22 protein-coding genes are annotated in these 22,803 nt (G+C 26.8%); 6 read left to right on the plus strand and 16 right to left on the minus strand.

What is annotated here, in order from left to right; all coding sequences use genetic code 11:
• The first annotated feature begins 171 nt into the window (after positions 1 to 171).
• Both SY27_RS15225 and SY27_RS15230 read left to right on the plus strand, forming a co-directional pair.
• On the plus strand, positions 172 to 1,689 hold the full coding sequence (locus SY27_RS15225) for a vitamin K epoxide reductase family protein (RefSeq protein ID WP_045971920.1): 1,518 nt from the start codon (positions 172 to 174) through the stop codon (positions 1,687 to 1,689).
• A 104-nt stretch (positions 1,690 to 1,793) separates the two neighbouring features.
• Complete coding sequence (locus tag SY27_RS15230; RefSeq protein WP_052705371.1) at positions 1,794 to 2,600, plus strand: glutaminyl-peptide cyclotransferase; 807 nt, start codon at positions 1,794 to 1,796, stop codon at positions 2,598 to 2,600.
• A 131-nt stretch (positions 2,601 to 2,731) separates the two neighbouring features.
• On the opposite strand, the gene SY27_RS15235 is transcribed toward SY27_RS15230, so the two are convergent.
• The 6 genes from SY27_RS15235 to SY27_RS15260 all read right to left on the minus strand — a co-directional run bounded on the left by SY27_RS15235 (position 2,732) and on the right by SY27_RS15260 (position 7,549).
• Positions 2,732 to 3,250, minus strand: a complete 519-nt coding sequence (locus tag SY27_RS15235; protein WP_052705373.1) for a hypothetical protein — start codon at positions 3,248 to 3,250, stop codon at positions 2,732 to 2,734.
• Positions 3,250 to 4,083, minus strand: a complete 834-nt coding sequence (locus SY27_RS15240) for a GIN domain-containing protein (RefSeq protein WP_045971922.1) — start codon at positions 4,081 to 4,083, stop codon at positions 3,250 to 3,252. The genes SY27_RS15235 and SY27_RS15240 overlap by 1 nt, the downstream gene beginning before the upstream one ends.
• A 125-nt stretch (positions 4,084 to 4,208) precedes the next feature.
• Entirely contained in the window at positions 4,209 to 4,949 is a 741-nt protein-coding gene (locus SY27_RS15245; protein ID WP_045971924.1) for a head GIN domain-containing protein, read from the minus strand.
• Between the two features lie 23 nt (positions 4,950 to 4,972).
• A complete protein-coding gene (locus SY27_RS15250) occupies positions 4,973 to 6,661 on the minus strand; it encodes a PspC domain-containing protein (protein WP_045971926.1) in 1,689 nt (562 codons plus the stop codon).
• A 5-nt stretch (positions 6,662 to 6,666) separates the two neighbouring features.
• Entirely contained in the window at positions 6,667 to 7,002 is a 336-nt protein-coding gene (locus SY27_RS15255) for a PadR family transcriptional regulator (protein ID WP_045971927.1), read from the minus strand.
• Positions 7,003 to 7,093: 91 nt separating this feature from the next.
• Positions 7,094 to 7,549 (minus strand): DUF4870 domain-containing protein, encoded by a 456-nt coding sequence (locus SY27_RS15260; RefSeq protein ID WP_045972446.1) that lies wholly within the window; start codon positions 7,547 to 7,549, stop codon positions 7,094 to 7,096.
• 352 nt (positions 7,550 to 7,901) lie between these two features.
• Here SY27_RS15260 and SY27_RS15265 point away from each other — a divergent pair, with 352 nt between their 5' ends.
• Together SY27_RS15265 and SY27_RS15270 are read left to right on the plus strand one after the other, a co-directional pair.
• Complete coding sequence (locus SY27_RS15265; RefSeq protein WP_045971929.1) at positions 7,902 to 8,306, plus strand: hypothetical protein; 405 nt, start codon at positions 7,902 to 7,904, stop codon at positions 8,304 to 8,306.
• A gap of 76 nt (positions 8,307 to 8,382) precedes the next feature.
• The gene (locus SY27_RS15270; protein WP_045971932.1) at positions 8,383 to 10,128 is read left to right on the plus strand and encodes a hypothetical protein; all 1,746 of its coding nucleotides are present in this window, start codon (positions 8,383 to 8,385) and stop codon (positions 10,126 to 10,128) included.
• Here SY27_RS15270 and SY27_RS15275 read toward each other — a convergent pair.
• The 10 genes from SY27_RS15275 to SY27_RS15320 all read right to left on the minus strand — a co-directional run bounded on the left by SY27_RS15275 (position 10,121) and on the right by SY27_RS15320 (position 21,235).
• A complete protein-coding gene (locus SY27_RS15275; protein WP_045971935.1) occupies positions 10,121 to 11,095 on the minus strand; it encodes a TniQ family protein in 975 nt (324 codons plus the stop codon). The genes SY27_RS15270 and SY27_RS15275 overlap by 8 nt on opposite strands.
• Before the next feature lie 51 nt (positions 11,096 to 11,146).
• On the minus strand, positions 11,147 to 11,581 hold the full coding sequence (locus SY27_RS15280; protein WP_045971937.1) for a hypothetical protein: 435 nt from the start codon (positions 11,579 to 11,581) through the stop codon (positions 11,147 to 11,149).
• A 5-nt stretch (positions 11,582 to 11,586) separates the two neighbouring features.
• The gene (locus tag SY27_RS15285) at positions 11,587 to 12,522 is read right to left on the minus strand and encodes an O-methyltransferase (RefSeq protein ID WP_045971940.1); all 936 of its coding nucleotides are present in this window, start codon (positions 12,520 to 12,522) and stop codon (positions 11,587 to 11,589) included.
• The gene (locus SY27_RS15290; RefSeq protein WP_045971942.1) at positions 12,515 to 13,864 is read right to left on the minus strand and encodes an ATP-binding protein; all 1,350 of its coding nucleotides are present in this window, start codon (positions 13,862 to 13,864) and stop codon (positions 12,515 to 12,517) included. The genes SY27_RS15285 and SY27_RS15290 overlap by 8 nt, the downstream gene beginning before the upstream one ends.
• Positions 13,865 to 13,874: 10 nt before the next feature.
• Positions 13,875 to 14,267 carry a DndE family protein gene (locus SY27_RS15295; RefSeq protein WP_045971944.1) on the minus strand — a complete coding sequence of 131 codons (393 nt, stop codon included), beginning with the start codon at positions 14,265 to 14,267 and terminating at the stop codon, positions 13,875 to 13,877.
• Entirely contained in the window at positions 14,260 to 16,353 is a 2,094-nt protein-coding gene (locus SY27_RS15300) for an AAA family ATPase (protein ID WP_045971946.1), read from the minus strand. Before SY27_RS15300 ends, SY27_RS15295 begins: the two co-directional genes overlap by 8 nt.
• A 3-nt stretch (positions 16,354 to 16,356) precedes the next feature.
• Entirely contained in the window at positions 16,357 to 17,715 is a 1,359-nt protein-coding gene (dndC, locus tag SY27_RS15305) for a DNA phosphorothioation system sulfurtransferase DndC (RefSeq protein ID WP_200894159.1), read from the minus strand.
• Positions 17,716 to 17,845: 130 nt separating this feature from the next.
• Positions 17,846 to 18,739 (minus strand): TniB family NTP-binding protein, encoded by an 894-nt coding sequence (locus SY27_RS15310; protein ID WP_200894160.1) that lies wholly within the window; start codon positions 18,737 to 18,739, stop codon positions 17,846 to 17,848.
• Positions 18,720 to 20,546, minus strand: coding sequence for a Mu transposase C-terminal domain-containing protein (locus SY27_RS15315; protein ID WP_045971950.1), 1,827 nt, complete (start codon positions 20,544 to 20,546; stop codon positions 18,720 to 18,722). The genes SY27_RS15310 and SY27_RS15315 overlap by 20 nt, the downstream gene beginning before the upstream one ends.
• Positions 20,537 to 21,235, minus strand: a complete 699-nt coding sequence (locus SY27_RS15320) for a heteromeric transposase endonuclease subunit TnsA (protein ID WP_045971952.1) — start codon at positions 21,233 to 21,235, stop codon at positions 20,537 to 20,539. The genes SY27_RS15315 and SY27_RS15320 overlap by 10 nt, the downstream gene beginning before the upstream one ends.
• Before the next feature lie 98 nt (positions 21,236 to 21,333).
• Here SY27_RS15320 and SY27_RS15325 point away from each other — a divergent pair, with 98 nt between their 5' ends.
• Together SY27_RS15325 and SY27_RS15330 are read left to right on the plus strand one after the other, a co-directional pair.
• A complete protein-coding gene (locus tag SY27_RS15325; protein WP_045971954.1) occupies positions 21,334 to 21,789 on the plus strand; it encodes a DUF4442 domain-containing protein in 456 nt (151 codons plus the stop codon).
• Positions 21,790 to 21,892: 103 nt separating this feature from the next.
• The gene (locus tag SY27_RS15330; RefSeq protein ID WP_045971956.1) at positions 21,893 to 22,798 is read left to right on the plus strand and encodes a TIGR01777 family oxidoreductase; all 906 of its coding nucleotides are present in this window, start codon (positions 21,893 to 21,895) and stop codon (positions 22,796 to 22,798) included.
• Positions 22,799 to 22,803 lie beyond the last annotated feature (5 nt).

Below are 22,803 nucleotides of genomic sequence, written 5' to 3' on the forward strand. Positions count from 1 at the left end.
ATTTACGATAAAAACGGAAAATTAGTAAATGATAATGCTCCAAGTCCAGATAGTCAGGAAATTATAACAGAATTGAAAAAATATTTGTAAAATTTTTAAGGAAAACTCAAAGTTTTATTTCTTTTATAAAGATGTTTTTCTACATTTGGAAATACAAATAACAAACAAAGTATGCTGAAACTTGTAATTAAATACCTGCAAAAATCTAATTATAGCTCTAAAATAGTAGAATTTGAAGAATTTTATCAATCACATCCTAATTATCCAAGTTTACTTGCTATTACTGATGGTTTAAATTATTTAAACATTGAAAATATAGCAGCAAGTATTCCTTTTGAACACTTTGATGAACTTACAAATTCATTTATCGCAGAGTTGAAGATAGATAATCCAAGTTTATACCTTTTAACAAAAGGGGAAAATGAGTTTACAATTGAAGATGAGGAAGGAAAAGTAAAAATCCTAAATAGAGCCGATTTAGAAAAATATTGGTCAGGAATTGTTCTTTTAGTTGAAGAAAATGAAAAAGAAGAAATTTCGAGTAAATGGAAGAGTTCAAGTTATATGCTACCTATAGCATTAGTTCTTTTGTGTCTACTATCTATCAGTACTAAACTAAACAATCATTTACATACTACTTTCTTACTTATTGCAGCTATAGGAGTTTTTATAAGTAAAGAAATTTTAGAAACTTTTTTCAATAATAAAAACAACACAGATTCAAAATTTTGTTCTATTAGTGAAGAATTTTCATGTGATTCTATTATAAAGTCAAAATCATACTCTTTCTCAAAATATATAGAATTTGTAGATTTACCTGTAATCTTTTTTAGTTTTTCATTTATAAGCTTATTATTTGGTTTAGAAATGGAATATTTAATAGGTTTAGCAAGTGTACTTTCATTACCAGTACTTTTTTATTCTATTTATTTGCAAAAATTTAGTCTAAAAAAATGGTGTTTATTGTGTCTTTTAATTTCGGTTTTAATGCTAAGTAATGCTGTTCTGTTTTTAGTTAATTATAGAATGTTTTCTTTAGATTATCATCAAGTAATAAATGCAGTAGGTCTACTATTATTAATTGTACCATTATGGTTTTTATTGAAAAAATGGATTGAGAAGTTCAATAAAAACGAAGTAGAATTAAATAAATTATTACGTTTTAAAAGAAGTGAAGATGTTTTTCAAAAAACAGTGGAAACAATCAATAATGTTGAAAGTTTTAATGCATTAGATAAAATGATTATTGGTGATGAAAATGCTCCAAATGTAATTTCTTTATTTTTAAGTCCAAGTTGTCCACATTGTCACACAGCATATAAAGACGCTAAAGAATTATTAATGAAATATCCAAACAAATTAAAACTAGCTATTTGTTACAATTTGAATACAAACAATGTAGATAACCCATATTTGGATATTGCAAGAAGCGTTTTAAATTTATATAACAATGGCGAAAATGTTATACAAGCATTAGACGATTGGCATATTGAAAGATTAAATATTGATGATTGGAAAGCAAAATGGAAAAAAACAGATGCTTTTACTAAAGAAAATAACCAATTGGAAATGTATTTTCAATGGTGTTTAGAAAATGAATTTAATTATGCACCAGTTAAAATTTTTAATAATCATTTAATTGAGCAACAATATAACATAAACGAACTGTTCTATTTCTTCAAGGAATAAAAAACATTTTAAATATCAAAATAGAATTATGGGAATAATTTGTCCATAGTTAAACACAAATGTTCGGATATTTTATATTCGAACATTTTTAATTTTTATAATTTATGAACCTTAGATTACTTATATTATTTCAATTAGTTTTTTTTATTTCTTGTAAGAATGGAACAAAGAAAGAAGAGCAGTTATCATCAATAACTCAACCGCAATTTAAAATTAAAAATGTTTTTCCACACGATATGAATTCTTTTACAGAAGGATTGTTTTTGAGTGAAGGAAAATTATATGAAAGTACTGGTTCTCCTGAAAGTATACCGAATACAAAATCTGTTTTTGGCATTTTGAATTTAGAAACTGGAAAAATAGATGTTAAAGCAGAGCTAGATAAAACTATTTATTTTGGAGAAGGTATAGCTAAAGCAAATAACAAAATTTTTCAATTGACTTATTTAAATAAAACAGGCTTTGTGTATGATGCTGATACATTTGAAAAAATAGATACATTTAAATTTCAAAATGATGAAGGATGGGGACTTACTAATATTGATAATGAGACTTTAATCATGAGTGATGGTACTAATGTTTTGACATTTATGGATGTAGAAACATTAAAACCTATTAAAAGCATTAAAGTTACAGAGTTTGGAAACCCTGTTTATAGATTAAATGAATTAGAATATGTTAATGGTTGTGTTTATGCTAATATTTATACTGAAAATAGGATAGTAAAAATTGATGTTAATGATGAAAGAGTAATAAAATCTATAGATTTATATAGTTTGTATTTTGATGCAAAAAATAGATTTTCTGGTTCAATGGAAATGAACGGTATAGCATATGACGAAAAAGAAAAAACATTTTATATAACAGGTAAAATGTGGCCTAATGTATATGAAATAGAAATACTTGATTAATTTTTATATTGTTTAAAATTTCTGTGTTTGTAAATTATATTATTCTAATTTCAATAATTTACAAACACAGAAATTGAAACGTAACTAATAATGAAAATGAATTTAATTAAATACCCAACAGAACTATTGTATTATTCTTTATATAATCGAGCTTTTTGAACATTTATAACAGGATAGGAAAGAACTTCAGGAATTTCTTCCGTATTCTTTCCTGATTTTTCCATATTATTCTTATTAGAATACATTATTTCAAAGTCAACATAATTATCGGCAAAATGTTCAGTAGTCGTTAATAAGCTACCTTGAACTTCAAAAATGGAGTACAACGTATTATCCGTTACAAAGGCATTTAGTAAAATGCCATTATTCTCATCAATTATATATTGTCCTTTTGTTTTATCTTTTTCTAAAAGGGTATATTTTCTTTCCTGATTTACTTTGTCAGATTTGTAAATGATAGTGTATTTATATCTGGCAATAGTATCTGTAGGTAATAAATGCAATTCCATATCAATTACCTGACTTCCATTTTGATTGTGAATGTTTAATTTTCCTTTGTATTTTCCAAAAAAATCATCAGGAAAAACTTTAGTGTCTTGACTAAAAAGAACAATTGGGAATAAAAGAATAAAGAGAAAGTATGAACGCATTAGTTTTCTTTTTTATAAAGAGTTGCACTATTTGTAAATTGTTTCATGTCAATTTTTGGCTCACCTAATAGTTCAATAGTTGTTTTTCCTGAAGCAGAAATTGAAATGTCATTAACAGCATTAATTAAACATTTAGCATATCCTTCAATTGCTAATTCAATTGATTTTGCAGGAAATTTATTCGCAGTTAAATAAGCATTATTATCAAGTCTTATTTTTAAATTAGAAACATCGCCTTCAATTTTTGCCTTTGCTTTTTCATACATATCTAATTTTACTTCTGGAGAAGCTATTAAAGCTTTTAAATCGGCATTTTTGCTTAATTCTAGAGTAGTGTTTTCAGCTTTTACGTTGATTTCAGCTTCAGATTTATCATTCAAGATTAAGGTAAAAGTAGTAGAGTTTACGTTTAAAAAAGAAGCTGAATTATCATAATTTTTTACAATTACATTTTCTAATTGTAATTCATTTAATGCGTTAATTCTTGCTTCGTTTTTTGCTGTAATTTGTTTTAAGTCAGCAGCATAATTAACTCTTATAGAGAATTTTTTTGAGCTACTTACATTTTTTAATGTAGTAATTCGTAATGTGTTAGCAACAACTGAAAAGTCTATAACATCATGTAAATTATCATCTGCTTCAATTTCTATAGAAGAAGTATCAGCTTTTACTAAAAAGATTTCTACATTGTCTTCTACTTCAATATTTTCAAAGCTTTCTACTTCTTTTATTGTGTGCGTTATAACTCTTGATCCTTTAATCTTTTCTTTTTTCTGAGAAAAAGTAATGGTAGTAGTTAAGAATACTAAAAGTAACAATGTGATTTTTTTCATTTTTATAAACTATAATTTCATTTCTATAAAATACTCAATAATCATTCCAAAAATTAATTTAAGAATGATTAATAGACTGAGCAAATATAAAAAAAACATCAGCGAATACTGATGTTTTTTAATGGTTATTTTTGGCTTACACTTCCGCCTGAACTTTTGTCTACAATTAATGAATTTGGTTTGGAAATAAATTCAATACTACTTCCGCTTGAAGCATCTGCTTTTAATTGATTAACAACATTTAGAGTTGTTGAGCTTCCGCTAGAAGAACTTGATTTTCCATTTTGAGCAATAAGATTTTCTAAATTAATGTTGCTTCCACTTGATGATTCTGTATTAAGGATGTTTGCTTTTCCTTTTACTTCAAGAGAGCTTCCACTGCTGCTTTCACAAGATAATATATCTGAATCTACTTCTACTAAAATAGTACTTCCGCTGCTTGAATGTAATTCTAAATTTTTAAATTCTAGTTTATTATCACTCTTTACATTTGCTCCACTACTAGATCTAATTTCTTCTAAATTTGATGTTTTGATATAAATGTTTTTTGCTTCAGCATTTTTAATATTTACATCTGAATATACTTCTAAAACACCATCTTTTACAGTAGTGAAAATATGATCTTGTAAATTATCATCAGCTTGTACTTCAATGTTTACAGTATTTGCTTGCTCAATAATGACATTTAAACCAGTTTGTACAGAAACAGAATTAAATTTTTCTGCTATAGTTCTATTTACAGTTACAACCTTACCATTTCCAGATATAGTTTCACTATTCCATTCTACGTTTACACACGATTGAAGTAATAATACTGTTATAACCGTGATGATAACTTTTGTAATTTGAATAATTAATTTTATCATGATTGTTTTATTTAGTTGATTTTTTATTTTAATTGAATGTTTACTTCATCGTTAGTGGCTTTGATTTTTAATTCTTTGTCATTCATTCTTATAGAGACATTTTCATTTATAGAGTCATTGATGTTAATATCATCGTCATCATCATTTGGACAATTTTGGCATTTTACATCATATTCTTCAACTTTATAAACATAATTACTATCATGTTTAAGATCGAAAAAGTCATTGTCAGATCTGTCATAGTTTTTTACGTACATATCTGGTTTTACATAAGTTCCTTTTGGTAAATAGATATAAACATTAACTTCTTGATCTCTAAATTTATTTTTAAAATTAGTTGTGAAATAATTGTCTAAGTTAATTCTATTTGATTGAATGTCAAAATTATACTTTATTTTTTCGGATCTGTTCTTAGCATCGTTATGAGATTTTCCTGTTGCAGATTTTTCTATTTGAATAAAAGGAATGTTCTCATCTGTTTTAAGAAAATGTACTCTTACTTTAGTAGAATAAATGATTTCATTATTATTTTCATCATGTGTGTATTTTCCTCTTTCTCTTTCATTAATGCTTTTAGCATAATAATTATTGTATTGCATTCTAACAAATAATGTGTCTGTTGGTTGCATAAAAACTTGCTCTTTTTTTACTGTTTTCCCATCAAAACCTATTGCAGTAGCTTGTACGACACCTAAATATGATACACAAATGATAGAAACAATCCAAATTGCTAAAAGCGAATATTTAAAATAGTTTCCTATAGATTTCATATTTGTTACTAATAGTTTTAACCCAAGAATTAGTAAAAAGAATACTGGAATTCCTATGCTTAATATTAATAATATTCCTTGAATCCACATAGGAATGTCAAAATCAAATGGAGTATGAAAATGATTAAATATAAAAGTATCAGGTAATGATGATGAAAAGATCATAAAAATACCACCTATGATTATACTTAATAATGTCATTGATGCAAAGAAAACAATGAATACACCAATAATTTTTGCCATTACTTTAAAAATACTTAGAAAAAGAGTGCTTAATGTGTTCCCAATTTGACTCACGCCTGTTTTAGCAGTATTTGATATTTTTTGATGATCTAAATTATTTATTTTACTTGCAATATCATCAATTCCTTCTTTTACTTTTTTTTCAATATTTGAAATATTAATAGGTTCTCCTTTCATTTCTAATTTTTGAGAAGTTGTTAAAGCTTCTGGTATTAAAATCCAAAGGATTAAGTAAATTACTAATGAAGTTCCAAAACTAATGAATGGAGAAATGATAAATAATATTCTAATCCATAATGGATCAATATTAAAATAGTGACCAAAACCAGATGCAACACCTCCTAAAATAGCATTATCTTTATCTCTATATAATCTTCTACTTTTTGAGTTTGAAGATTTTGAATTTGATTGAGAAAAACTTGAATACGTTGTTTCTTCATCAATTTTATAATCTTCAGGTTGCCCCATAATAGTAATTACTTCGTCGATTTCTTTTAAGCTAATAACTTGACTTTCATTTTTAAGTCTTTCTTGAAAAAGTTCAGCAATTCTACTTTCAATATCATTTATAATCTCATCTCTACCTTCTGGTGAAAGAGAACGTTTAACAGCATCAAAATAGCGTGTTAATTTTTGATAAGCATCTTCGTCTATATGGAAAAAGAAACCTCCTAAATTTATACTTATTGTTTTGTTCATGACTTTTAGTTTTGGCTAGGTTGTGTTATTATATTTACAGCGTCAGACAATTCTGTCCAGGTGCTATTTAATTCATTTAAAAATTCTTGTCCTACATCGGTTAATCCATAGTATTTTCTAGGTGGACCAGATGTTGATTCTTCCCAACGATAATTTAATAGACCATCGTTTTTTAATCTAGTTAATAAAGGATAAACTGTACCTTCAACAACTAATAATTTGGCATTTTTTAGAGTCTCTAGAATTTCAGAAGTATATGCATCTTTTTCTTTCAATACAGAAAGTATGCAGAACTCTAAAACACCTTTTCTCATTTGAGCTTTTGTGTTTTCAATGTTCATGATTCATTTTGATTTTTTAATTAAACTGTTCATTTTTTGATTTTATCTGAATATTATTTCAGATGATTGATTTATTGATTGATGATTGAAACTATTTTATAAATTTTATTGTTAACGGATAATTATATTGTTCTCCATTAGCGCTTTTAACCGAAGCATATATAATTAAAAAGAACTCACTTAACTTAAGAAAGGCAATTAAAATTAGGGCGATTAATCCTAATAGTACCATTCCTGTAATATTTTGAGTCGTTATCACTTCTCTCATAGTTATTACTTGATTGTTCATTTCTAACTTTTCTATTGTATTAATTAACCAAAATATAAAAGTTGGTATTGAAATAATTATTGCAATAAGAGAATACAATAAAATACTTAGTTGAAAATTCAAGGCTTGTTTTCCATTATGATCTATAAAATCAGACTTTTCTTTTCTAGTTGTCCATAGTAATAAAGGAAAGATGTAATTTCCTAGAGGAATAATGTATTGGCTCAATGTACTTAAGTGTATTAATGAACCTAGACTTTTTTCATTTGATGTTCTCATAGTTATTTTTGATTGATTTATATTGATGATTTTTTTAAGCAATTATACTATAGCTATTAATTTCTTATACAAAGATAAGTCTAAAAACAGGTATTATGTTACGCATAGTACTAGTAATTAACAAAAAATTAACATATTAAAAAATAGTATGAGTGCATAGTATTTTTGTCAAATACAATAGAAGATGAGAATCTACAATAGTTTATGAGAATTTTACAAAAGTAAATGAGAATTTAACATACATAACGTTTAAATTAATATATTTGAGAAGCACTGTTTAAATGTAAATTAATCATGTTAATAAGGTAATTGGAGACGACTATTTTTTTTTAGTGAATAAATATCAAATGGAATGAAAGAAAAACCAACTCACGAAGAAATTTACGAGAAATTATCTTCTCTATTTAACATAAAATTTAAAGCACAATTAAAGGACAGTCCAATTGTTTTTGATAATTTTTTACAGATAAAGAATGTCGTATTAGAAAATGAGAACTATGCAATTTTATTTCTAAGAGAGAAGGAAATATTAAAATTTAGAGATAAAAAAGAGTTTGTAGATAATTTTATAAGCTTTATTGATATTAAGATTGGAGAATTTAATAGAGAGTTTGAAAATTTACAGAATTTTGAGAGAATGTCAATGGGAATTAAATACGATGAAAATGAAGTTTACATGAGACATGAAACCATTGGACATGGAATTATGAAATTAAATCAGATACGTGATAAATTATCAAAAGTTCAATATGATTAAGAGGTTATCTCATTGAGTATTAACTATCCCAAGTGATTGAAAATTAATTAAATATCTCCAAGACAGACAATTAAACATGAAAATGCATTACAAGAGAAAGCTCGATTTTAAAGGTTTTAAAGAGAATAGAGAAGAAAATATATGGTCCTTGTTTTGGTATGGAAGAATCTATTTTAATAAGAAAAAATCTAAATTTTTTATAGAAGCTTATTTTGTGCTACTTAATACAGATAATTATTATCTAAGCAGTATTGATAAAAGTAGGATAGAGAAACTAGAGTTACCATTCTCTAAATCAATTCTATTTCCTTTGTGCTCTCAGTTCGATTCTAAAGGAAAGTTTATTAAAATGTCTAATGCTTATGATGATAAAGGTAATCTAGCAAAAAATGGATTATATGAATTTGAAAGTATAAGCTTAAATAATAATAATTTTAGAATATCAAACTTAGAAACTATTTTTTCCAATACTCTTTTTCCAAGTATTAATGAAAATGGTACCTCAATTTATGATAATGCTTATTATTTTCAAATAGATAAATACAAGTATAAATATGTTATACCTATAGATGTCATTCTGAAATTCTTTTTCGGCTATTCTTCATTATTGCTTTACTTTTTAATATCTAATAGATTAAAAGATTGTATTAAAGAAAAATCATTTGATAAAGAGACCAAAAAAGGGAAATTATTTTATAAGAGTAAAAACATTGCAAGAAAAGATATAAGTGCTATTGCAAAATACTATTTTACAAAAGATGATTATGCAGAAAAAATGTTTTCTAAAATAGGATCATTTTTTGAAAAAGTAATGATAAATAATCAATTGCCTGAAAGACGATTTATAAAGTTTAAAATACCTTTTGACTTTACGTGTAATTTTAAAGTTGTTGGTCAATATATAACTCCTTTTAATTCAGATAAAAAGATTGTTTTAGTAAATCAAATTTTAGACATTACTGCTGAAGAGGATTTCTTTTTGACAAAGGGAGAAATAGATATTATTGATGTTGATTCTTCTCTGGCTAATCAGAATAATGTAAAAGATTCAGAAAACGGAAATAATAATGACAATTCTAGACCAATAAAAGACCCTAATTTGAATGGAGACGATATTAAAGATGAAATGCCGTTAGATCAAAACAACAATGATGAAATCGTTAATAATCCAGTAATTTTAAGGAATACCTTTAATCTCTCTCCAAAAATAAATCCATTAGTTATACGAAAGAATGAAGAGGAAAACGAGTATTTTTTCATAGATAAAAGACCTGAGGATCATCCTGACTTTCCAGATTATAGTGGTGACAAGAAAAATCGAAAAATTAATAATTTAACAAAAAATGAATGGGCGGAAATTATTGAAAAAGTTCAGCTTTATTTAATTAATGAGTATAAATATCAAGTAAATAGATTATCTAAAAGAGAAAATGAATTACTGACAAATACGATAATTTTTGAGTTGGTTTTTAATGATTTAAAGTATTATATAGTTGAATCTGGATCTGGGAATTATTTTCCATTATTTGCAAATCATAGGAGAGAAGATATAATCGAATATAGTGTAATCAATGAGATTATTAAAATTATAAATGATAAGTATAAAAGGAGTTGGTCGGTTCTTTCTAGGAAGCAATCATTAAAGAGTATTGAAAATTTCTCTAAAATTAAATTTTTAGAAGAAAACGATATTGTTTTTTTAAGAAATAATACCCATCAAATCATGGGAGAAGGAGAAAATGATAGTATTGATCAAACGGCTAAAAATTTAGCAAATAAAATTCATAAAAAAATCCTTAAAGATTTAGAAGGAATTATCTGAAGAGTAATTCTTTTTCAAACCAATAAGGAAGCTGCTTAAATTCTTTTCTAACGGTATGTTTTTTTGGAAAAATCTCTTTGATGTTTTTTGGAAAGTTCTCTAATAGATTATAGGCAATTGGCAGTAATTGTCTTTTTTGTATCACATTCCAATCATATAATGGCACATCAATAGTGATATCCAATTCAGGATACATCTTATCAAATCTTTTTTTAAACCGAGGTGATTTAATCATCTTTTTAAGCATGTAAGCTATAAAAAGCAATGTATTCAGATAAGTAAATGAGTATTGTGTATGTAAATTAAATCCGTTTTCAATAGTTGAATTAATATATTTTTGATATTCCATTTCTGTTGGAGTAGGACTTAAAGGAGAAAAAAAGTTAGATAAATCGTAGCCACATTTACAAATAGCAATAGAATGACTTATATGTGAAGTAATTTCTCCTGATTTCTTATTATTCCAATAAGATATTTGAGCATTGCAACCAGGACAATAATCCAAAAGATATGAATTACACTCTACACATACAATAGATGTGGTAAGACGCCATTTCTTTCTAAAATAGGGAGTGTTTTTAGATAAGCATCCAGGACAAAAAACTATGCTATTTCTTCTGTTATTAAAACTTTTAGTTTTTAAGAATTGAATGGATTTAGAAATTTCTTCAGGAGTATTATTTTCAATGATTGAAGAATTGTAGCTGGATAAAAATAATTCAATCAATTCTTCTGTTTTGCATGGTGTATGCTCTTTTATGGTTTTAATAATTTCTTCTTTTGGAAAATCATCAATATCATTATTTCTTTCAAAAAGCTTTTGATGTAAATAATTTTTAACAAAAGTATCTGAATTAACTCTATGATTACTTATCAAACGATAGATCCAAGACGAAAAAAGTTCATCGGGTAGTGGAGGAACATAAAGCGGCCAAATGTCTTTTTTGAATTTTGAGATGTAGATCATAGACATTAATTTACAAAAAAAAGCTTTAGATATCTAAAGCTTTGCATAAAATTATATTTTCTCTAAACCAGTTAACCAAGTTTCTAATTCTTCAACTGTTAGAGCCGTTTGGGTTATATTTGCAGGTAAGGATACATCTATAAACCTATGTAAATAGGTTAGTCTACTTGCATTGTATAAATTGATAAATTCCCATACAGCTGAATAAGAAGATAATCGAGTTCTACAAGCACAAACTATAACATCGCAATCCAAATTATGCATTTCATTTAATCTCTTTTTAACATGGTCGTATGTATCTCCTTCAGAAATAAATCCAATTCTAAAATTTCCAACTTGAATCAAACCAAATCTATCTACTCCATTCCATTCTAAGGTGATTGTGTTAGTATTTGTGTAATTATCAATTACCCAATCAATTACTTCATTGATAATTGTGGTTTTACCTGTATTACTTACACCTTTTACGATTAATATTTTTTTCATTTTAATTAAATTCTAACATCAAAGAAGACGGGGAGATATTTATAAGATGATTGATATTTTTTAATATCATTTTCAGAGACAATATTTAATTTTTTTAATTTTTCAAAATCATCAATATCTCCTAAGTGCTGATTTATAAGATCAAATTCTTTAAATGTTATGTTAGGAATGTCTATTTTAAAAGAATCTTCGTTTTGAGAGATAAAATTAAAATTTGAAAGATTTAAATCTTCAATATTTTGATCAGATGAAGTTATAATTCCACCAAAAGTATACATTCTTGCACCTCTATTTTCTTCATACAAAATATTAAACAATTGAGTGAACGCTATTGATTCATCATTTCGATTCCTATCTTTAATTATTTTCTTTATAAAGTTAGTAAACATTCTTCGAATTGTTTTATGATTTTCTGTTCCGCTAAAATCTGTATTCTTAATATCTATGGGTACTAAGTTTCCAAATTTTTCAGAAAATTCATCAACAGAATATTGCACGGAATCCTTGTTTTTTAATTCTCTATTACAAGACATTAAGTATATACTTCCAATAGGTAATTTATTTATTAAGATAGATAAATCATCAAACATATAATTATCTAAACAACCATCATAATCTAACCAGACAAATGTTTTTTTAGTTAAATCAAGTTGTGTTAATGCTACGGATGTTATTTCTTTATGAATTTTTATAAAAGAATAAGGAGAATTAAATTTAAGTTTTTCAATACTAAAACTTCCTCCTTCAATGCTATGCATTTCATCTATATGTAACTCTTTATGAAAAATTTTAAAATCAGTAAATGATAATCCACCTAGTCCTATATATTGATAATCATCTTTAAAATAATTACATATTTTAGATATACAAGAAAGCAACATTTTTCTTTCTGTAAATTTAACAGGCCTTGTTTCGTAATTTGTTTTTTTTGGACTATCCATCAGCAAGGTCTTCCATTTTTAGATAATAATTAAAAATTATTTCACCTAATTCTTTATATGATTTAGAATCAGAATGAAATTTTGCTTTGTCAGCAATCTCTTTCTTTACATCAAAAGCAATTCTTATTGTATCTTTTTTTTGTGCAATTAAATCTGAATCTATAACTGGAGAAATGAATTTTCTGGATTCATAAACCTCTGGAAATTTTTTTATTTCAACAACTGAAACTTTATTTTCTTGCTCTCCAAGCATTTTTCTAAATTCGTTTGCTTCATTTCCTAGTTTTGTTACCTCTCTTAAAAAAGGTATTATGTTATTCATTGATTCTTTCATAAAAACTAGAACAGATTTATAAATATCAGAAGTAGCATCAATACCTTTTTTTGTAGTTGTTAAAGGTAAATTAATTGTTTCTTCAGAATCTAAAAAGACAATTCCTCTAAACATAACAAAATCTATATGCCACTTTGATATATTAGATGTTCCCCATCCAGTAATTTCAGATTTATCTGCTTCTAATACTAATCTGTCATTACAATAGATATACCATCCTGAAACAGATGGAGTTCCTACTTCTCCTAAGCCTGCAATAACTTTAAAATTGACATTGTTTTTTGAGCCTTCATGATAATATGGAGTAGATTTTTCATTAAAAATAACTATATCTTTTTTGTTAAGATTAATTCCATTTAAAGTTATTTTAATTTTTTTTTCGAGACTAAAATTTAATAATCGTTCAATATCATCTTTTAAGTCTCCTATAAATTCTTCATCATCAAAAAGTGAAGAAACTTCTGTGTGAAGATTTACTACTTTTATATAAGTACCTTCTTCTTCAAGGTTACATGTATCTTTATTAATTTCTTCGTATCTAAAATCCCAATCTTCAATTTCTTTTTCAGAATCATCTTGAAATTTTATTTTCTTTTTCTTTGATTTCCATTTGTTTACATCCACATCAATTTGAAAATGATTTTCTTTAGTTTTTGATTCAACTTCAAAATCATGTCCAATTTTAAATAAAGCTCTTTTCATTCCAATTCCAAATCGACCAACTGAACCTAAACTAGCTGGAGCATCGTCGGGTCTACCGAATCGAAAAGCATATTTTTGAGCTGTTTCTAGTGTAAATCCTCCACAATTATCTTTTACAATGAATTCATCTTTATTGATTGTTATATCAATGAATAATCCTGAGTAATCAGAAGGGTTTATTCTATTTGCTCCATCTATAGAATTGTCAAGTAAATCTAGAATAGCATCTTTAATAGAAATGTCTCGAGTTATCATTTCTATAAAAAAAGTTTTAGTAGGATTACCTTCTATAATATTTGTATCCATATTTAATATGTCAAAAATTAACTAAATTTTTTTGAATCTTCTCGCTTAAAAAATCAAATCCATCCAAATTAGATTGGTTGTTAATTTCTTCATTTAAAAGCTCTAAACCATCATCAATATGCATTTTTATGTATCTAGGTAGGTCTTTGTCTGTTTTGTATAAATTATATTTAACACAAATTAAACCGATGTAAATATCAAAAAAATCTCCAAATAATACAGATTTAGAATAACTTTTACCCTGAGAATCTTTAATTTGGTTTAAATCTAATACTTTATTTTGAGATAAGGAATAAGAATATGCAATTCTTGCAATGATATTTTCAGTACCTAGATTAAGTTTTCTAGTTAATAAGGTTACAATTTCCTTATTGTCTTTACTTGTACTTATTTGATTAAACATAAGAATTTGATTTTAAGTTATCAAACAGTTTTTCAACTTCAAGTTCTTTAAAAGTTGAGTTTTGCCCATCATTTTCAATGCTGTAAATCTTATTTACATTTGGTTTTAAATAGTTATATTCTTCCTTTGAAAGTTCTTTTTCTAATAGAGGAAATAATACTACTTGTTCAGATATATTGGGATAGAATTCTGTTATGATACTTTTTGAGTGGTATTTGTCGAATTTTTGTAATGGACTATCTATAAATACAGGAAACTTAATTCCAGATTCATCAACTAAAGCTTTTAATAATGCTGTAGCGTATAATTGTTGTTCCCCTTTAGAGAGTGAATCTTTTTCAATAGTTAAATTATTCTTATCAAATAATTCTATATCCATAATGTCATCAGAAACAGAAATTTTAACATCTTCAATGAAGTTTTCTTTATGCATGATTTTTTTCAAACCAAATAAAAAAGATTTTTGAAGAGAATATTTCTTTTCTTGTTTGATAGTAGTAATAATTTTTGAAATTTTTTGCTGCAATTCTTCAATAACAGTATATTTTTTGCTTTCAGTTTCATCAAGATCTACCTCTTTTTCAATAGTTGATAGGGCTTTATGAATACTAGCAAGTTGAGTTTTTAAACCACCAACTCTTTCAATTAATTTTTCTTTTTCAAGAATTATTTTATTGATTTTTTTATCAATATCCTCTTTGTTTTTTCTTATTGTTTGTGCAACAGGGTTATTGGTTCTTGCTTCGGCTTGTTTTATTTTATGCTGTACACGTGATAATAATAAACGATTGTTTTTTTCGAGTTTAATTATCTCGTTAAATTGGCTAGAGAACGTAGTTTTAATATTGTTATAAATAGCTTCAAAATGACGTAATTGCTCTTCATCAAAATCTATAAGTATGTTGGGATTGTTTACTAATATCTCTTTTTTATTTTGTTGAATAAAAGTTTCTTTTATCACTTTGGTTAGTTTATCCTCTTCAATTTCATTTATGGATAATGCTTTTAAATTGGAAATAAAGAGCTTTGAAAAAGAATCAAATTCTTGACTATTAATAAATTTACCTAGATCATATGATTGACTTTCGGATTCTTTTAATAACTGAGCTCTTAAATTTTCTAATTGTTTTCCAGCAATAACTAGAGGAGCGATATCAAGTAATTTTTTTAATTTGTTTTTTATCTCTACAGATTCTGTTTTGTAGTATTCTTTCTCTTCTTTTAACTCTTGTAATTCTGATAATGTGATACCATTTCCTTCTCTAATTAACTTCTCTTGGTAATTATCACTAATTAATTTTTGAGTTGTAATCTCTTTTTCTAAGTTTTGCTGTTCCTCGACTGTTAAAGAAATTAACTCGCTAATTTGTTTCTCTTCTTGAATTAGTTTTGAAAGCTTATTTTTTTGTTCAATACTAGCACCTTCTCTTTTATATTTTGAGAGTAATGTCTCAAGGTTCTTTTTCAGATCCTCATATTTTTTTATTCCTAAAACTTCAGAGTAAGCTTTGCTTAGATTTCTTAGCTCTTGTTTAGATTTAGCTTCTGCTAATGAAACTATTTTTTCTGCGTCAAAGAAGAAGAATTTAGCTATTTCCCTTGGTAAGATAAAGTCGTTAATGAAAACTTCATTTCCAACTACATTACTCAATTCACTTTCAATACCGTCAATTAAAACAGTTAGTTGTTCTATTTGTTTTTTAAAATTGTAGGACCTTTTAATTAATACTGTTTCACAAGGGAAAGGTTGTATTGATAAATCAATCAATTCAATTTCTACTGAGATATCGAAATCCTCTTTTTGATTAGTTTCTATTTGAGATTGAAAATCTCTATTTATAAGAGTTTTTAAAAAGCTATCATAACCACCTGCATTTTTAATGTCTTTTCTATATTTGTCTTCAACTTCACCCATCATCTTTCCATAAAATCCCCATATTAACGCAGTAAGGAAAGTAGTTTTCCCATACCCATTTTTTCCAGCAATAATGCTAATGTTTTTTTTAGATGAATCAGAATCAAAGTAAACTGTATTTACTCCTTTATAAATCCTAAAGTTTTGAAACGAAATTTTATTTATTTTCATGGATTACTTTTTCTCTGTTGCAAATTTTTCAATTCTTTTTTCAATATCATTATGTAATCCATATTTAGTAATCATAAGCGTCTTGGTTTGTTGTAGATCAATCAAGTTACTAATGAGACTAAAATATTCTGGAGTGTCTGAACAAACTTCTTTTATGATACGGTTTTCAGTATCATTGAGAGATTGATTCTTTTGAGTATTAATCTCTTTATCATAAATCTTTTTATATAGTTCCCCTACAGTTTTATCAAAATACATATCTCTATTCCAAATTACTTGAATGGCAATCAATTCTTGATTGTTAATCAATGTTATATGTGGCCTCTCAATTTGAATTTGCTTTTGTATTTCCAGTAAATCTTTTAATATTTCATATCTGTAGTGTTCTTCATAATTACCAATATTACCTTCTTCGTTTACAGCTATTTGTCCATTTCTTCTTGTACCTTTTCTATTTTCAGGTTTATTTCTGTTTTCAATAAGTCTGTTTCTAAAATCTAATAATGGCTGCATCCAATTTTTCCCATTGTTTACTTGAGCTGTCATTGATTTATCATTTTTAACAACAGTGCATGTCCAACATCCAAATCGAGATTGCCCACATGAAGTGTGATTTTTATTAACAACTACAGTTGGGCATTCATAATCATCAGCACTAGCATCTGCATAAATTTGAAACAATATTGAATTATCGAATCCCCAAGGAGAAGGAACTGTATTAATTAAATACCAAACTTCTTCCAATAGCATTTCTTTTATTGGAGCATATGTGTATGTGTTAGGGGATGTTTGATGTTTAGAAAGTCGTTTTCCTGTAACTTCATGTTTTCGTATTGATCTTTCTCTTGTAGCACTTTCATCATATCGAGTACCTAATAAAACAATGGCTTCTCCCATTTCGTCAATTTGTTCTAATAAAAAATTAGAAGTTGGACGTATTTTTAGTTTATCAGTACACCATCTAAATGTGTTATTGGGCACAGGATAACCTTTACCAATTACATTTATCCAAAAAGTTTCTTCTAATTTAGGAGTCGTTTTTTTTATAAATATAGGTAGGTCTTGGTTTCTAGCTTCTTGTGCAATTTTAACTAATACATCATCTACATAATTAGAGATAATAGGGTTCTCCACCATTGTATCATTACAAACTACATGTACTGGTCTCTTTAATTGGTAAGGAAAAGGGATGTTTTGTCTTATTCTTTGTAAGGCAATCCATACGAGTGTAAGTAAAACAGTTGAATCTTTACCACCACTAAAGCCTATAATCCATGGTCTATTGGAATTATCAGCATAGGCGTATTGATCAATAATTTCGTCTATAATGCCTTCTATTTTTTTATTTTTGATTGAGATCATTTATCATTATTATTTTAAAATTAATTCTTCTTGTTTAGTAAAGAATATTTTTTAAGACTTCGCAAAGATAAAGAATATAAGAATTCTTTATTATATTTATATATTGTTATATTTTTATAGAAATGTATTACTATAAAATAAATTTCTTTCTTTTATCAGGACTAGTGTAATCTATTGAGTTTAAAATGTTAGTCGTTATCATTTCAACTTTGGATTCAATAGCCAGTATTGCACTCAATTCGATAATTTTAGAAATTTCTCCAATTAAACCATCGCTCATGGCTAAAATCTTATTAGTAATGGAATTTTCAATCAGGTTAGATTCTTTCTTTAATGGTAAAATGTTTTCAAAACTAATCAGTAACCTTTTTAATTCTTTATCATTAGTCCAGCGAGGAAGAACTTTTGGTTCAAATCTATTAGATAATTGTGCGTCAGTTTGTATGGCATTAAAAGCATCTCTTGTGCCAGCACAAATTAAAGGGATTTGCAGTTCATTCGATAAATACTTCAGTACATTTAGAAACAACCTTTGTTTAGCAAGTGTACCGGCTAGAACATGATGAATTTCATCAATTACTAGTACTTTGGTTTCCATTTCTTTTAGTAAATGAATCAAACGTAATTGTCTCTGTTCAATTTTTTCTGAAGTTTTGTAAGGCGCATATAGTTTTTCAAAGATGATATTGTAAAATCTTTTTTCGTCTGGTTCTGGTGGTGCTTGAATATATAATACTGGATTTTTTACTTTTGAAAAACCATTTTCGTCTTCTTCAACATACGCTTGATGGCGTTTGTGGAATTGATTTAAGAGTACAGTTTTACCATTGTTAGAATCACCCACGAGTAATAAGTTTGGCATTCTGCTAGACTTTGGATAATCTAAAAGATCATCCATTTTCTTTAGAATTTTAATAGCGTCACTATATCCAATCCATCTAAACTCTTTTATGTGTTTAATTCTTTGTTCATCTGTTGCAATTTCAACAAATTTTCTAGTTTTTTCAGATAAATGCTTCATCATCGATGTCTTCAAATGGTTTAATGTCTGTCTCAAGGCTTTCTTCAAATGGATTGGAGAAATTGTTGTCAAAAGGTTTGTTTATAGGAAGACCCTTAAGTTCTTGCTTTCTTTTTCTTGTCTCTCGAATTGCTTTTTTCTCAATTTCGTCCATTTCTTTGTAGGTACTGAAAATGTTTCTTTCATTAATGGGTGTCTTATTCTTTTTTAATGTCCTGATAACATCATTAAATTCCCAAATCGAGATTGGAGGAAGGGAAGTGTCTCTGTAAGGAATATCAAAATACTCTTTTAGCTCAGGATCGTAAAAATAGATTATACTGATATCACGAGGATCTCTTCTAAAAATAAATTTACTTTTAGAGTTATCCGTTTTAGAATGAATAAACCTTCTTAAAACATCATGATAATAAGCAATATGATCTATTAGTACACCATATTCTTGTACAGTTCTTTCTTCAAAAGGCATAAAGTCTAAACGTAATTTTCTTTCGTTAAAGACTCTTGGAATTATTCCTATTCCTGGGTTTTCTCTAGTTCCAATAATACCTTCTTTATATTTATTTAAAGGAGACATTCCTAGGGCAGAGTGTTCCTTTACATTATAAATTTTAGTTATATATAAGGTTAACCATTTTTCAAATTCAGAGAGAGTTAATGAAGCTCTCCCTTCAGAATCATAATTTTTACGTAATTCTGGTGAAGAAAATGTTGTTCCGGGTAGATTATGAATCTCTTTTGAAAATGTACCTAATAATCGTTCTATATGTCCACCAAAATGAGGCGTTGCAACTGGTCTAAATTCAAGGTTAATGTTATAATTCGTGCAAGCCATTTTTAACATGTTTCCTCTAAACTCTTTAGCATTATCAACATGAATTGTATTCATAAATCCCCAACATGGCCATTCAGCTTTTACTCCAATTTTTTCTAACCAAATTTCTTTGGGTAAAATGCTATGTGCAATGCATAATCCCGTTCCTAAAGCTCCAGGAGTATCAAAGGAAAGATAAAATCCTACAACCATTCTACTAAATACATCTATTGCGACTGTGATCCAAGGCCTTTTGTAAGCTTTTCGGTAATATTCGTCTACTAAAATAATATCAACTCTAGTATGATCTATTTGAACTACACTTAAAGGATAATCGGCACCGGGAAAGTTCCCTTTTAATGGATTGAATTTATATCCAGCTTCTTTTATTCCGACTCTTTTTTTCATAACCTCTTCTTCAGAAAGGTTTTTAATTCTATTTCTTATGGTGTTAGAATGTGGAGGCTGAATATTTTTATCATAGCATTCCGAAATTATTAAGCGTATTGTTTTTTTAATTGATGTCCTTGAACTATTTAAGAAAGTACTTTTGATATATTTTTTAATAATTTCATCTTGTTCTGGATCCAATCTGCTTTTACCTTTTCCTCCAGTTTTTGGTTTACCCAAAATTGAAGAAATGGTCCCATAATCTTTGTATAATTTTACCCATCTATATAAGGTAGCAACACTCTTTTTACTTTGTTTAGAAATTTCTCTAACTAAATCGACATTTCCAGGATTGTCTATAATTGGTTTTATTAATTCGAAACGTTGTTGAGCAAGTTCCCATTTTTTTTCTGAAAGAACATTTATATCATCTAGTTTTTCTTTTTTATTAAATATTGGTTTTAAATTACTTACATGAACCAAGTGAGAGATACCTGTACTGATTTCTTCAATACTAACAGTATCAAGAGTATTCATTCTAGTTATTATGACTTCTTTGTTTTCATAAATAACTTTTTCTCCTTTTAAAAAATGTACTATATCCATATTTCAACCTCCATATTTAATTTTTTATTCAAATCGACCTTGATTTTTTTATGAATAACCATTAGCCACAAATATTGTATTAATTCAGCTCTCTTTAATTCGCATGAAGTGCAGATGTCTAATAAATTATTTATAGTTGTTCTTTTTAATTTTTTCAAATTTCTTTCAAGTAGTTCGAATTCATTGAAGTATTCTGATTCAATTCCATTTCGCATTATTTGAACTGCATTGAGAAATTTTACATTGTATAGATATTCATTTCTAATATCATTTTCAGTTAGAATTCTAAAAGTCAATCCATTTGTATTGCAAAATTCATCTGCAGCTTTGAATTTTGCAACATATTTAGAAGCGTTTTCAATTAAATCGATGTTGTATTTAACTTCAATAACTTCTTTTTCTCCAGACCAATATTCTACATAAAAGTCTGGTACATAATATCTGTCGTCAAATTCAATTTTTAAGGGTTGCTCGTAATAATAACGAACATTTTCGTCAAATTCTAGGATGTGTATATAATCTCTTTCGAGTGAAGATTCGAAATCGACCAATTCATTTCTTTTTAGGCTTTTTATTTGCCCAGTTAAAGAGAATTGGTTCATTGAAATATTTCTTTGTTTTTTCAAAGACATTCTTATTTTCTTCTGTGAATATAAAGAATTTATTTTATTTTGTTGTAATTTTCTCATATACTTTCGTAAAAAATTGTGTTAATAAATAAGCTATTCTCATTTACTTCTAGCCTTGACAATTTTTTGTATTTTTACAGAAACTAAAAATAAAAACTATGAAATTTACACCATCAAAGCTAAATACATTTATGTTTTTCAAATTACCATCTGCTTTTTGGAGTGGTGTTAGAGTACAAAAAATAGTAAAAGAAGAATGTTTAGTAACAGTTAAACACAGATGGTTTAATCAAAACCCATTTAAATCAATGTATTTTGCAGTGCAGGCTATGGCAGCAGAATTTACAACAGGAGCACTTGTAATGTATCAAGTAAAAGAAAGCGGAAAAAGTATATCAATGTTAGTTGCTAATAATAAAAGTACATTTACAAAAAAAGCAACAGGAAGAATTACATTTAAATGTAATCAAGGAAATTTAATTAAGGAAACTATTCAAAAAGCAATTGAAACAAAAGAAGGACAAACAATATGGCTAACATCAATTGGTAGTAATGAAAAAGGAGAACAAGTATCAGAAATGCAATTTGAATGGGCAATAAAAGTTAGAGGATAGAAAAAACGTATGTATGAGTTCTTAGTGTTTGACATGTTAACATTAGTTAATTAACTTCAATTAAGGCTATAGACTTTGTATTTTTGTTTAAAACATATAAATAATGAAAGTTTTAATAACTGGAGCAACGGGTTTAATAGGTAATGAATTAGTAAAATTATTACTTCAAAATGGTGTTACAGTTCATTACTTGTCAACATCAAAAAGTAAATTAATTACTCAATCTAATTATAAAGGATATTATTGGAACCCTAAATCGGGACAAATAAATACTAATGCATTTGATGATGTAGAAGTGATAATTCACTTAGCAGGAGCAAGTGTTTCAAAAAGATGGACTCTTTCTTATAAAGAAGAAATTATAAATAGTAGAGTGCTTTCAACTAGACTATTGTTTCAAGCATTATCAAAAAATCAAAATCAAGTACAACATATTATTTCAGCTTCTGCTATAGGAATTTATCCAAGTAGCTTGACGAATGTGTATCAAGAAGATAATGAACAAGTAGACAATTCTTTTTTAGGAGAAGTAGTTGCTAAATGGGAAAACGAAGTTTCAGTTTTTGAACGATTAGGAATAAAAGTATCAAAAGTAAGAATCGGACTCGTATTAGCGCAAAATGGAGGAGCATTAAAAGAAATGTTAAGACCTATAAAATTAGGATTGGGATCAGCGTTTGGAAATGGAAATCAGTATCAATCATGGATACATATTAATGATTTGACACAGATTTTTTACTTTATTATGAAAAATAAATTAGAAGGTGTTTATAATGCTGTTTCTCCTTATCCTGTATCTAATAAAGAGCTAATAAAAACTATTGCAAACACTATAAAAATGCCTTGTTTTTTACCAAATGTTCCAAAGTTTGTTATGAAACTTGTTTTAGGAGAAATGCATCAAATTTTATTTGCTAGTCAAAATGTAAGTGCAAGAAAAATATTAAATAAAGGGTTTCAGTTCAAATATGCTTCTTTAGATAAAGCATTACAAAATATATTAAAATAATAAAA

It is taken from the genome of Flavobacterium sp. 316 (assembly GCF_000967805.1).
GTDB lineage: Bacteria > Bacteroidota > Bacteroidia > Flavobacteriales > Flavobacteriaceae > Flavobacterium > Flavobacterium sediminilitoris.

What these genes read in the sequence shown, in the direction of transcription:
- SY27_RS15325 (WP_045971954.1), top strand. Translation starts at nt 21,334, where the DNA reads ATGAAATTTACACCATCAAAGCTAAATACATTTATGTTTTTCAAATTA.
- SY27_RS15315 (WP_045971950.1), bottom strand. Translation starts at nt 20,546, where the DNA reads ATGGATATAGTACATTTTTTAAAAGGAGAAAAAGTTATTTATGAAAAC.
- SY27_RS15270 (WP_045971932.1), top strand. Translation starts at nt 8,383, where the DNA reads ATGAAAATGCATTACAAGAGAAAGCTCGATTTTAAAGGTTTTAAAGAG.
- SY27_RS15230 (WP_052705371.1), top strand. Translation starts at nt 1,794, where the DNA reads ATGAACCTTAGATTACTTATATTATTTCAATTAGTTTTTTTTATTTCT.
- SY27_RS15330 (WP_045971956.1), top strand. Translation starts at nt 21,893, where the DNA reads ATGAAAGTTTTAATAACTGGAGCAACGGGTTTAATAGGTAATGAATTA.
- SY27_RS15250 (WP_045971926.1), bottom strand. Translation starts at nt 6,661, where the DNA reads ATGAACAAAACAATAAGTATAAATTTAGGAGGTTTCTTTTTCCATATA.
- SY27_RS15225 (WP_045971920.1), top strand. Translation starts at nt 172, where the DNA reads ATGCTGAAACTTGTAATTAAATACCTGCAAAAATCTAATTATAGCTCT.
- SY27_RS15280 (WP_045971937.1), bottom strand. Translation starts at nt 11,581, where the DNA reads ATGAAAAAAATATTAATCGTAAAAGGTGTAAGTAATACAGGTAAAACC.
- SY27_RS15320 (WP_045971952.1), bottom strand. Translation starts at nt 21,235, where the DNA reads ATGAGAAAATTACAACAAAATAAAATAAATTCTTTATATTCACAGAAG.
- SY27_RS15260 (WP_045972446.1), bottom strand. Translation starts at nt 7,549, where the DNA reads ATGAGAACATCAAATGAAAAAAGTCTAGGTTCATTAATACACTTAAGT.
- SY27_RS15235 (WP_052705373.1), bottom strand. Translation starts at nt 3,250, where the DNA reads ATGCGTTCATACTTTCTCTTTATTCTTTTATTCCCAATTGTTCTTTTT.
- SY27_RS15300 (WP_045971946.1), bottom strand. Translation starts at nt 16,353, where the DNA reads ATGAAAATAAATAAAATTTCGTTTCAAAACTTTAGGATTTATAAAGGA.
- SY27_RS15285 (WP_045971940.1), bottom strand. Translation starts at nt 12,522, where the DNA reads ATGGATAGTCCAAAAAAAACAAATTACGAAACAAGGCCTGTTAAATTT.
- SY27_RS15245 (WP_045971924.1), bottom strand. Translation starts at nt 4,949, where the DNA reads ATGATAAAATTAATTATTCAAATTACAAAAGTTATCATCACGGTTATA.
- SY27_RS15295 (WP_045971944.1), bottom strand. Translation starts at nt 14,267, where the DNA reads ATGTTTAATCAAATAAGTACAAGTAAAGACAATAAGGAAATTGTAACC.
- SY27_RS15255 (WP_045971927.1), bottom strand. Translation starts at nt 7,002, where the DNA reads ATGAACATTGAAAACACAAAAGCTCAAATGAGAAAAGGTGTTTTAGAG.
- SY27_RS15265 (WP_045971929.1), top strand. Translation starts at nt 7,902, where the DNA reads ATGAAAGAAAAACCAACTCACGAAGAAATTTACGAGAAATTATCTTCT.
- SY27_RS15240 (WP_045971922.1), bottom strand. Translation starts at nt 4,083, where the DNA reads ATGAAAAAAATCACATTGTTACTTTTAGTATTCTTAACTACTACCATT.
- SY27_RS15310 (WP_200894160.1), bottom strand. Translation starts at nt 18,739, where the DNA reads ATGATGAAGCATTTATCTGAAAAAACTAGAAAATTTGTTGAAATTGCA.
- dndC (WP_200894159.1), bottom strand. Translation starts at nt 17,715, where the DNA reads ATGATCTCAATCAAAAATAAAAAAATAGAAGGCATTATAGACGAAATT.
- SY27_RS15275 (WP_045971935.1), bottom strand. Translation starts at nt 11,095, where the DNA reads ATGATCTACATCTCAAAATTCAAAAAAGACATTTGGCCGCTTTATGTT.
- SY27_RS15290 (WP_045971942.1), bottom strand. Translation starts at nt 13,864, where the DNA reads ATGGATACAAATATTATAGAAGGTAATCCTACTAAAACTTTTTTTATA.